The organism is Staphylococcus simulans (genome assembly GCF_003043455.1).
GTDB classification, from domain to species: Bacteria; Bacillota; Bacilli; order Staphylococcales; family Staphylococcaceae; genus Staphylococcus; species Staphylococcus simulans_A.
Window position 1 is genome coordinate 1 of sequence record NZ_PZGG01000070.1, and the last position, 10,956, is coordinate 10,956.

Genomic DNA, 10,956 nt, shown 5'->3' on the forward strand with positions numbered 1-10,956 from the left:
CAATCATGTAATGTCAGGACAGTACACTTTATTATGAGATTGTAGAATATTTATGCTGAGCGATACGTGGTCTGTAGTTTGCACCTAATACATCAATATTTTGTGTCGCAAGCGCATGAATCAATTTAGATAATACGTGCGGTGTACATGAAATATCAATGTGGTACGTTGTGAGAACATACTTAATGTCTTCTTGATGTTTAAGAAACTGCATAATATCAATAATTTTATCTTTGACAAACATATCTTGTAAACCGTCAATTTTAAGTTTGAAATGCATAGAAGCTTGAATATTCGGCGCAAATTGATAGACGAAGTCTTTGTCTGCTAAAGGTAAAATCTGGTAGATAGGGTAGTTGTGATAACTTAAGAAACTGATGAAGTAAGGCAAGTTGCATTTTGGAATACGGACTTTTAAAACAGGTTGCTGTTTAATTCGAGTAAATTCTGCTTGAACAGCATGACTGCTTTGAAGCTGTCTGCATAATTTTAATAATTGTCTTCGCTTAAGCCATGTTGATAGATGCCCTAAATTAATAATAAAAGTGTCATATTTATCTATAAACATAGACAATTCCTCCAGAAGTATAGTTTGTATTTGAGTGGCATAAGATGGATGGATTGCGTGTTGTTCAAATTCATTGTAAATTGTATCACGCTTTAAAAACTTTTTCACTAGGACTTTTGGACGAAATGAAGATAATTGTTAATTTTGTCATTTTTTCAATATAATGAATGTAATATTTAGGAAAGAAAGAGAGTGAATATATCGTGCGATATAGAGCAGTCGTATTTGATTTTGACGGTACGATTATTGATACGGAACAACATTTATTTGATGTGATTAACCAACATTTGACAGCACATCAAAAAGAGCCGATCTCAGTTGATTTTTATCGACAATCCATTGGTGGTGCAGCTAAAGGTCTGCATCAATATATAGAATCTCAAATAGGAGAAGAAGCAACAAGCGCATTGTATGATGATCACCATCAACAGAGCCGGCAACTGCCGATGATAGAAAATATCAATCGATTGATGGAAAATTTAGAAGCTAAACATATTCCTTTTGCGATTGCGACGAGCAGCAGCCGCGTAGCGATTCAACCTGCACTTCAAGCGCTAGGATTAACTGAACGCGTGCCAGTGATTGTCGGAAGAGAAGATGTTGAAGCAGTCAAACCAGAACCAGATTTGTATTTAACTGCGGTTCAACAATTGAATCTGAATCTGATAAGCTGTTTAGCTATTGAAGATTCAGTGAATGGGGCTACTGCAGCTGAACGTGCAGGCCTTGGAGTAATCGTGAACACAAATCAAATGACTGAACAAATGGATTTCAGCGATTTAAATTTAGAAGGTATGAATTTAGATGCTGAAACGATTATGAAACAATATTTTTAAGTGAGCAGGTGAGCGCATGTTGATTTTATTCTTTTTAGCTGGACCAATGATTATTGGAATTGGAAACTTGATACTCGTACCAATTTTTAATAAAAGGGTACCGATGAATGTCAGATTTCGCGCATTTATGATAGGTTCAATGATTTATTTAATATCTGCTTACTTTGTTTATCAGTTTGTATTGAAAGGTCAGTTATAGCATTTATTGACAATTTGTGAGATAAAAAAGAAATACAAACTTTCTGTGAAAAATGTCATTGCATTTAAAATCATAATAAAAGCAGAGGGTTCAAAAGTTTATGGCTTTTGAACCCTCTGCTTTGTTTATTTCATCATATAAACAAGACCGACGATAACTAAAACTAATAAAATTGCGTCTACGCCAATCATTAATGCACGACGGTTCGCTTGTTCACCTTGTGCTTTCAAACGTTTATACATGAGATAGTTTGGTACGAGGTTGATGATAAGGAGTACTATGATAATAATAATTAAGGTAAGCTTCACTCTGATTCTCCTTTATGATCTTTTGATAGAAAATCCCAAAGAAAGGCAATGGCTATACCGAGTACTAAGCCAAGGCCAACTCCAAGTTTCATATGATTTGTAAAATGACCGATGATGATACCGAGAATGACCGTAATAGGTAAAACAATCCCGACTTTCATCTTTTTAGCTGGAGAAGTCAATGCGCTAAACAAAGCAACATAACATACACCGAATACCACAGCAGCAATTACTGACATGATTAGCGTATGTGTCAGCGTCTCTTGACTGGCTGATCGGTTTAAGAAAAAGAATAACGCACCAAATATAAATGTATATAATAGTCCGCGTGAAACTAATTGTTTAGACAATGTTGACGTCTCCTTTCAATTCAGTTCACTCAAATTATAACATAGTATACTGGTGCGTCGTATGCACATTAAAGTTCGTTTTTAAATTGTTTGTGGTCGTTCAAGTATGCATAGAACAGACCAATGATTAATCCACCGCCGATATAGTTACCGATAAATGCGGCAACTATATTAAGGATAGCTGGCCAGAAGTGTAACACATCTGATTGGTAAATTGCGCCGCCGATAAATAGACAAGCATTATAAACAACGTGTTCGTAACCCATGAATGCGAAGATAGCAACCCCAAACATCATTACAAACATTTTTGCTAGGATATCTTCAATTTGCATCGCAATAACTAATGAGATATTGATAAAGAAGTTGGCAAAAATTGCTTTAGCTAATATTTGAGTAAAGTCAGCTGTCATCGTTTTGTGATGAAGTAAAACTTCTAATTGTTTCATCATTTCAGGTGTAACGACATCACTGAAACGTAAGATAATAAAGAAGGCTAGGGCACCTAACATATTACCGATGAAACATAACATAAAGATTTGGAAAGCACGCCATGGTGAAATAACTTTATAATACAAGCCTACTGTGAAATACATAAAGTTACTTGTCAGGAGTTCAGAATTGGTAAAGAGAATCAGTACTAAGGCAAAGCTGAAGGCAACTGATCCGACGATGTTGATAATACCTGTGTTGATTTCTCCTGTGTGTACTTCTTGCACAAAGCCAGCTTTAATCGCTAATACAAAAACTGCAATAATACTGATGATGAAACCGGCCATCATGGCACGTAATAAATAGCGCTTAAAATAAGTCGCTTGTAAGACGTCTTTAGTTTGGATTGTTTTAACTACTTCTTTAACCCATTTACGTCCATAGAATACATTATCCCAACGGATATATTTTTCACTGTTCATTCCTAAAAAAACTCCTCGCTCTAGCAAAATGTTTAATATTAATTCAGGCTGAGAGGGTTATCTCAATTTCTGTAATGCATATAGTATAATCGCATTTATAGATTTTGTGAATACTTTCACATGAACTTTTTTCATAAATTTGACCGTCTCGTGAAAAATTATGAAAATACTATATTTATATATAAAGTAGTGATTGTGTCAAAAAGACAGTTGTCTATATATACGCGACAAAGAATCAGAAAATTATCAAAAGTACATTGCACATTTATAAAACTCCGTGCTATAATGTTCAAATAAAATGTATTTACTAAATGGACACTGTTCATTGTGTATGTTTTGGAAATACAATATTTTATTTGAGTGCGAAATGCATTAAAATGCGCGATGACTGCTTTTGTTGTATTTTAGGAAAAAATAAGTGAAAGCGCATACATAAAAGTGTAATTTTTATGTTTTCATCTAGAAATTTTATAGTATAATAGCCTCAATGGGCTTGAAAAGTTACAAATCGATAGCAAAAAGAAACATTGTATAATTTTTCGCAATCTTTCAAATTTTAGTAATTTGGGACGCTGAATTAGAAAGAGAAAATGGGGCGCCTATCGATGACTTGTAATAAAGCCTGGAAATCATGAAAGAGAAGGGGTATTTTCTAATGGAAGAAACTCAATTACACAGGGGATTAAGTTCTAGACAGATTCAAATGATCGCACTCGGGGGTACTATCGGCGTTGGTTTATTTATGGGTGCGACTAGTACAATTAAATGGACAGGACCATCTGTTATTTTTGCTTATTTAATTGTTGGACTATTTTTATTTTTAGTAATGCGTGCAATGGGAGAAATGGTTTACTTACATCCTACTACAGGTTCATTTGCGAACTTTGCAAGTGATTATATTCATCCAGTAGCAGGATATTTAACAGCCTGGAGTAACATATTCCAGTGGGTTGTAGTTGGTATGAGTGAAGTTATCGCAGTCGGAGAATACATGAGATATTGGTTCCCGGAACTTCCGGATTGGATTCCTGGTGTTATCGTTATTGTATTATTAGCTTCAGCGAACTTAGTATCAGTTAAAGCGTTCGGTGAATTTGAATTCTGGTTTGCGATGATTAAAATTGTCACTATTGTATTAATGATTATTGCTGGTTTCGGTTTGATTTTCTTCGGACTTGGTAACGGCGGCAATGCGATTGGTTTATCAAACTTATGGTCACACGGCGGTTTCCTTCCTAACGGTTGGCTTGGATTCTTCTTTGCTTTATCAATCGTTGTAGGTTCATACCAAGGTGTAGAATTAATCGGTATTACAGCAGGGGAAACTAAAAATCCTCAAAAGAATATTAAAAAAGCAGTTAACGGTGTTATCTGGCGTATTTTAATCTTCTATATCGGAGCAATTTTCGTTATTGTAACAGTTTATCCTTGGGATCAACTTGGTACAATCGGAAGTCCATTCGTAGCAACATTCGCGAAAGTCGGTATTACAATTGCAGCTGGTTTAATCAACTTCGTAGTATTAACAGCCGCTATGTCAGGATGTAACTCAGGTATCTTCAGTGCGAGCCGTATGATTTATACATTAGCGCAACATAAACAATTACCTAAGTTCTTCTTGAAAGTTATGAAAAATGGTGTACCTGTATACACAGTACTTGCGATTTCAATCGGTATCTTTATCGGTGTTATCTTAAACGTAATCTTACCTTTATTCATTAAAGGAGCAGACAGTATTTTCGTATATGTTTATAGTGCATCTATCTTACCTGGTATGATTCCTTGGTTTATGATTTTAATCAGTCATATCCGCTTCAGACGCCTTCACCCTGAAGAAGTCCAAGGACATCCATTCAAAATGCCAGGCGGCGCACCAGCAAGTTTTGCGACAATCATCTTCTTAATCATTGTATTAATCGGTATGTTGCTTAACAAAGAAACAGTAGTATCTGTTGTTATCGGATTCTTATTCTTAGGTTTCATGACAGCATTCTACTTCATCAGAGGATACGACAAATTACCATATAAAGATCAGCATTTAGAATAATATAAGGCAAAATGAAAAAGAGTTGGGCATGCGCTCAACTCTTTTTTAATGTTCAAATTTAATTTTAGAAAGATGTTTCTTATAGTTATTTAAAGCCATTTTAGATTGTGTCACGGTATCCAATGCATTTGAAAAGTCCATAGATAAATAGCGGTAATACAATACATTAATCGTAAAGAGCTGAGCCGTTAAAGAAGTCGTAGCTGCCATGCGAAACTCATTTTCTTCTGATTCACTATAAATCAAATCAATATCGCTATAACGTGTCATCGGATTATGATGAGTACCCATTAAGGTAATCAGGCACAAATGATAGTCCGAAGCAACACGTGCGATGGCTTCGAGTTCATTATGTTCACCGCTATTAGAAATTAAGAATAACGTATCACGCGCATCATGCGTCGCAATTAGACTGATTAACGCATGTACACTTTCAACACATTGCGCATTTAAACCTACTTTAGCCAGTTTCTGTGTTAAATCCATTGCGGAAATATAAGATGCGCCAAAACCAAATAAAAAGATAGTGCGTGATCGTTTCAACCTGATACAGACTTGTTCAATCTTTTGTTCATCGACTTCATCTGAAACCTTACATAATGTTTGTGTGCTGCGTGACAACATTTTACGTTTAATAGAATCAATCGACTCATTCGGTTGTAATTCGATAGGTTGGGGTTTGGTACGTTTTGAAAGATACTTTGATACTTCTGTTTTCAACTCTTGAAAGCCGCCATCTGTTACTTTGTATCCGAAGCGGACCACAGAGGATGGACTTGTGTTAGTACTATTCGCTAAATCTAAAGTCGTCATACCAATGACTTTTTGTGGCCGTTTTAAAATAAAGTCAGCGATTTTTTTCTCGCTTTTAGTTAAAACATTATATTTTGTTTCCAGTTTAAATAGTATGTTTGTCATCATAATCACCTGCTCTATGAAAAAACAAAGCTGCTTTTTCATTTGTTTTGTAAATCATAGATAGCAGTAAACAGAACCCTTAATTGCTATAGTTTACTTTGATTATTGGTTGTACGCCTATTAAAGCAAAATCCAGATAAACCAACAGTCTCCCAATTATCAGCTCATCTTTATAATGGTTTCTAGTGTACTATAGGATGACAGGTAACACAATTGAGAATTTAAAATCGTTTCTCACTAGTATTATCATACCTAAACCTTAAAGGTTTAAACGATTAAATTAAAATATTAATAAATTAGTCAATAAATGAGGGGGAAGTTAAGTACAGCAACAAATCTTGAATCGGTTTTTGCCAGGCTTTAATAATAGCGTTTGCATTGCCGGTATCAATGATAACTAACGGTCGCAAAATCAGTTGTGCTAATAAGTCGCAGTAGCGTTGTGTGATAAAGGAAGGGTAAGTTTCAACTAAGATTTGTGCTTTATGGTAATTAGTTTGTATACACAGTGTGATTTCATGTGCTATCAGTTCATCAGGCTTTTGTTTGTTTAAAGTTGTATAGTGGTGAAACGTGTCGCTTAAAGTCATTAAATGTATAAGTTGCGTGTAAATATTTGTTTCTATTACTTGTTTTGTCATGATGATTCGTTCCTTATAAGATAAATTAAATTTGTGATTTGAAAGCCGATAACTTAAGATAAATGCATGAGAAGTTAAATTTTGTATAGAGGAGCATCTTATGGAGTTCAAAAATAATAAGCCAGCGTGGAGAGATTTAACGTTAATTCCGATTGGTTTTGTTTTAATCTTTCTATTTACTTTTTTAGAAACGTTAATAACAGCTAATTTTAATGTACCGATGACATTTGAAACATTGATTCCTATATCAGCAATAGGTCAAATCAATACATATATCGCGATTTTAATCATCTACTATTATTTTCACTATAGTGAAATGCCTATGAAATTATCATCAGGGTGGCATTATGTTAAGAAACATTGGTTGTTCTTGCTGATTATGCTGCTGATCGCAATGGGAGGAGAAACGCTCTACAATCACTTAATCACGTTCCTTCCAGAAAACTTACAATATACAGAAACACAAAATGAACAGGAATTAGAATTGTTGTTCCGTAATCCAGCATTTTTACCGTTTACGTTTATCTTTGTCGTGATTATAGGGCCAGTCGTTGAAGAGTTATTCTTCCGTACCATTTTGATTGGGGAGTTAGGCAAGAAGTTGAATTATATCGTCATGGCGATTATTTCAGTTATCGGCTTTGCATTGATACATGTCACAGGAGCCGAATCTCCATTTGAAATCGGCGCCTACTTAATTATGGCAATTGTCATTGTCTATGTATATTTCAAATCAGGTAAAAATACTGCAGCTACCATTGCGATTCACATCGCTAATAATTTGATTTCTTTCTTAATCACAATTTTCTCTATGTAATAAAAAAATCCAACTGAGGGGTGTCCCTTAGTTGGATTTTAAAAATTGTTGATAGTTATAGATAGTAATGTCATGTGTCTTTAATGTTTTATGGAATGAGTAAGAAATATCTTGAATCGTTTGAATCGGTATTTCTTTCGTGTGACCATGTCCGATATCAAAGATGACAACACGCCATTCAGCTTTGCGACAAATCAATCCGATAAAGATTACATTTTCTGTAAAGGTCTCATAATCCAGTTCATATTCGACCAACATCACATTACGTTCTGCGCAATAAATCAATAAGTCTGAAAAGATTTGCGGTATCGTCTCATTTGGATTAGATTCAAATTTAATATAACGATCCATGCGCTTTAACAGACGTCTGATATGGGTTGCGGGTTGATTAAGACATTTCTTGATAATTTGAGCGATTTCTTTTTTATAAGGTAAACGAGAATATGATTGACTTTCATTTAATGTCATAAATAAAGCCAACATCTGTGCTTCATTTAATTCAAGTTGAATCGGTACGGGATGGCTCTGAATCTGGTATCCGCCGAGCATGCCTTGTTTTGCGATAATTTGGACGCCTTGTTTTTCAAGATCTTGGATATCTCTTAATATCGTACGTTTTGAAACTTTAAGTGTTTTTGCAAGTTGTGCTGCAGTGAGTTGATGGTTTGTTTCAATTGCGTGAACAAGTTTATTTTGACGTTCTATTTTATTCAATTAAGCCACCTCCGATATATTACATATTACAATCATTATATCATATCTCTTTATATTTGATATTTTTAGGTAATGTACTTGTAGAAAAAATTAAAAAAAGTCGAAAAAATTTCAAGTAAACGCTTACATTTTATAAAATTATGTGCTAAACTATCATTAGTAACTAGGAGATAGCACTTAGTGAACAAAGGGGTAATGATAAATCATGTCGTGTGATTTATTAGAACGTGCGAATCACTAGTTAATTAACATCTTCAATATTATTACTTACTTTCCTTTCTATGCCGACTAGTTAAGCTAGTCGGTTTTTTATTGTTTATAAAGACGTTAACAGTTCGCATGTGTTCCATGCTAGAATGAAATCATACATATGAAAATAAAGAATGAGGTGTGTAATTTGAATCGTAATCAATTGCTTCAATTAGACCAAGCAATCAGACACTGGTTGAAAGGATTAGATGATATTATTCCTAAACTGATTGCGGATATGCATACAGAAACGAAATCGAATCAGTTTGATTTAGTAACGAATGTGGATCAAATGATTCAAGATCAATTTGATGCATTTTTAAAAGAACATTATCCAAGCCATGAGCTTTTTGCTGAAGAAAAGAATAATGATTTAGTAGATGCAAAACATGGTGATGTTTGGGTGATGGATCCGATTGACGGGACTGCGAATTTAGTGAAACAAAAAACAGATTACTGTATTATTTTAAGCTATTTCTCAGAAGGCCAGCCGATGCTTGCATATATTTATGATTATCCGCATCATACCCTTTATAAAGCCATTAGAGATGAAGGGGCATTTGAAAATGAGGTGCGCATGCCTAAAGTTGCACCTTTAGAAATTGGTGAAGCGATTCTATCGTATAACCCATATGTCTTAAATGACCATACACAAGCTGATTTAAAAGCAGCAGCTTTCAGTTATCGATTAATCGGTGCTTGCGGATTAGATTCTTTACGTGTGATGAAAGGTCAATTCGGAGCACATATTAACACGAATGCGAAACCTTGGGATATTTCTGCTCAGTTTTTGTTTGCCCGAGAGCTTGATTTGAAAATGACGAATCTTGATAATGAACCGATTGATTTTGCGATAGGCGGACCGTTTATTATTAGTAATAAAGGATGTCATGAAGCGGTTCTAGAAATATTAAATCAAAAAGGCGGTTATCAAGTTAATAAAGTTACTAAGACTTAAGCACCATGTTAGATAAAATCAACTATAATATAATAGATTGAAATGAAAGATGAGGAGTGGTTGGGTGAAGAGAACAGATAAACCTGGTCGTAGAATGGGACTCGTTCCTAAAATATTATTATGGGCATTTGGAATTTTAGTAATTCTCGCACTCGTTGCGGCGATTTATTTAGCAGTGAAAATTTTTGCGGTCGGTGGAAAAATACATAATCCATTAGACAGAGACAAATCAGAATTAAGAAAAGAAAAAGTAGATTTAAACAAAGGTGATCCATTCACGATTGCGTTATTTGGTGTGGACAGTAATGCGAAACGTCAAAGTGAAGGCGATGGACAGCGCTCTGACTCAATCATGATGTTATCTATCAATCCAGATAAAAAAACAACTGAAATTGTCAGTATCCCACGTGATACACAAGCTGAAATTGTCGGACATGACTCAGTAGAGAAAATTAACCATGCTTATGCATATGGTGGCCCGGATATGGCTGTCAAATCATTAGAGAAATTGTTAGATGTACCGATTGATCATTATGCGACAGTTGATATGGATGGCATCAAAGGTATGGTTGATGAAATCGGCGGCGTGGATGTTATCAGTAATGCGACATTCAGTTACAGTGGTTATAGTTTCGTCAAAGGTGAGAAAACACATCTAGATGGCGATAAAGCTTTAGCATTTATTCGTTCACGTAAAGAAGAAGGCGCAGGCGGTGACTTCGGTCGTCAAGAGCGTCAACAATTAGTATTACGTGGTATTGCGAACGAATTAACAAGTGTGAAATCACTGACAAACTTTAATGGTGTGACGGATCAAATCAAAGAGAATGTGACGACTGACTTATCTCTTGGTGAATTAAATACAGTCCGTTCTAAATATCAAAAAGCAAATGAGAATATGAACCGTTTAGAATTACAAGGTGGCGGCGGTATTCAAAGTGATGGCGTTTATTACTTTGTACCTGATGAAAGTTCATTGAATAATGTTTCAAATGCGTTAAGACAAAATTTAGAGTTATAAAAGAATAGCCAAGACAGAGTTGAACACTTTGTCTTGGTATTTTTTTACTCTAAAATTAAAAATTGTATATAAATAAAATACGTGATTTGGGGTAATAACAAACGGAGGGGGAATTTTTTATGACAAATAATAATAAAGATCAAAATAAAGTAGACGAACAAGAAGTACAAGATGTATCTGAAATGGTTGATGAAGGCGGCTTAGGTGCAGATAATTATTATGGTATCAATGAATTCCAACCAAATGGCAACACTGTAGAAGTTGGAATTGATCAATTCAAATTGAAAGTCAGCGAATATAATGATGCTGATTTAGTTAATTCTTTAATCGCGCATGCAGATGCAAATCATAATGAACAAAAATTTGATGAAGCTATCAATGTGATTAAACAAGAAGTATTAGGTAGATTACACGATAAG

At 34.7% G+C, this 10,956-nt stretch carries 14 protein-coding genes; 7 read left to right on the forward strand and 7 right to left on the reverse strand.

The window, feature by feature from the left end; genetic code table 11:
• Positions 1-31: 31 nt before the first annotated feature.
• A complete protein-coding gene (locus BU038_RS10555; protein ID WP_107606013.1) occupies positions 32-568 on the reverse strand; it encodes a hypothetical protein in 537 nt (178 codons plus the stop codon).
• A gap of 203 nt (positions 569-771) precedes the next feature.
• On the opposite strand from BU038_RS10555, the gene BU038_RS10560 reads away from it, so the two are divergent.
• Both BU038_RS10560 and BU038_RS12685 read left to right on the forward strand, forming a co-directional pair.
• Complete coding sequence (locus BU038_RS10560; RefSeq protein WP_107606014.1) at positions 772-1,404, forward strand: HAD-IA family hydrolase; 633 nt, start codon at positions 772-774, stop codon at positions 1,402-1,404.
• A 16-nt stretch (positions 1,405-1,420) separates the two neighbouring features.
• Positions 1,421-1,603 carry a hypothetical protein gene (locus tag BU038_RS12685; protein ID WP_107606015.1) on the forward strand — a complete coding sequence of 61 codons (183 nt, stop codon included), beginning with the start codon at positions 1,421-1,423 and terminating at the stop codon, positions 1,601-1,603.
• Positions 1,604-1,728: 125 nt separating this feature from the next.
• On the opposite strand, the gene BU038_RS10570 is transcribed toward BU038_RS12685, so the two are convergent.
• The 3 genes from BU038_RS10570 to BU038_RS10580 form a co-directional block, all read right to left on the reverse strand.
• Positions 1,729-1,911, reverse strand: coding sequence for a hypothetical protein (locus tag BU038_RS10570; RefSeq protein WP_107606016.1), 183 nt, complete (start codon positions 1,909-1,911; stop codon positions 1,729-1,731).
• Entirely contained in the window at positions 1,908-2,261 is a 354-nt protein-coding gene (locus BU038_RS10575; protein ID WP_107606017.1) for a hypothetical protein, read from the reverse strand. The genes BU038_RS10570 and BU038_RS10575 overlap by 4 nt, the downstream gene beginning before the upstream one ends.
• Positions 2,262-2,329: 68 nt before the next feature.
• The gene (locus BU038_RS10580) at positions 2,330-3,172 is read right to left on the reverse strand and encodes a formate/nitrite transporter family protein (RefSeq protein WP_107606018.1); all 843 of its coding nucleotides are present in this window, start codon (positions 3,170-3,172) and stop codon (positions 2,330-2,332) included.
• Positions 3,173-3,827: 655 nt separating this feature from the next.
• Here BU038_RS10580 and BU038_RS10585 point away from each other — a divergent pair.
• Positions 3,828-5,219, forward strand: a complete 1,392-nt coding sequence (locus BU038_RS10585) for an amino acid permease (RefSeq protein ID WP_107606019.1) — start codon at positions 3,828-3,830, stop codon at positions 5,217-5,219.
• 45 nt (positions 5,220-5,264) lie between these two features.
• Here BU038_RS10585 and BU038_RS10590 read toward each other — a convergent pair whose 3' ends face one another.
• Entirely contained in the window at positions 5,265-6,137 is an 873-nt protein-coding gene (locus tag BU038_RS10590; RefSeq protein WP_107606020.1) for a MurR/RpiR family transcriptional regulator, read from the reverse strand.
• Between the two features lie 296 nt (positions 6,138-6,433).
• Entirely contained in the window at positions 6,434-6,778 is a 345-nt protein-coding gene (locus BU038_RS10595) for a hypothetical protein (RefSeq protein WP_107606021.1), read from the reverse strand.
• A 100-nt stretch (positions 6,779-6,878) separates the two neighbouring features.
• Here BU038_RS10595 and BU038_RS10600 point away from each other — a divergent pair, with 100 nt between their 5' ends.
• Positions 6,879-7,595 (forward strand): CPBP family intramembrane glutamic endopeptidase, encoded by a 717-nt coding sequence (locus BU038_RS10600; RefSeq protein WP_107606022.1) that lies wholly within the window; start codon positions 6,879-6,881, stop codon positions 7,593-7,595.
• A 27-nt stretch (positions 7,596-7,622) separates the two neighbouring features.
• On the opposite strand, the gene BU038_RS10605 is transcribed toward BU038_RS10600, so the two are convergent.
• Positions 7,623-8,309: a helix-turn-helix transcriptional regulator gene (locus BU038_RS10605; protein ID WP_107606023.1), complete on the reverse strand. Its 687-nt coding sequence runs from the start codon at positions 8,307-8,309 to the stop codon at positions 7,623-7,625.
• Between the two features lie 397 nt (positions 8,310-8,706).
• Between BU038_RS10605 and BU038_RS10610 the strand changes: the two genes are divergently transcribed.
• The 3 genes from BU038_RS10610 to BU038_RS10620 form a co-directional block, all read left to right on the forward strand.
• Positions 8,707-9,516, forward strand: a complete 810-nt coding sequence (locus tag BU038_RS10610) for an inositol monophosphatase family protein (RefSeq protein ID WP_107606024.1) — start codon at positions 8,707-8,709, stop codon at positions 9,514-9,516.
• A gap of 64 nt (positions 9,517-9,580) precedes the next feature.
• The gene (locus tag BU038_RS10615) at positions 9,581-10,537 is read left to right on the forward strand and encodes an LCP family protein (RefSeq protein WP_199219712.1); all 957 of its coding nucleotides are present in this window, start codon (positions 9,581-9,583) and stop codon (positions 10,535-10,537) included.
• A gap of 119 nt (positions 10,538-10,656) precedes the next feature.
• A partial coding sequence (locus BU038_RS10620) for a hypothetical protein (protein WP_107606025.1) occupies positions 10,657-10,956 on the forward strand: 300 nt, incomplete at its 3' end.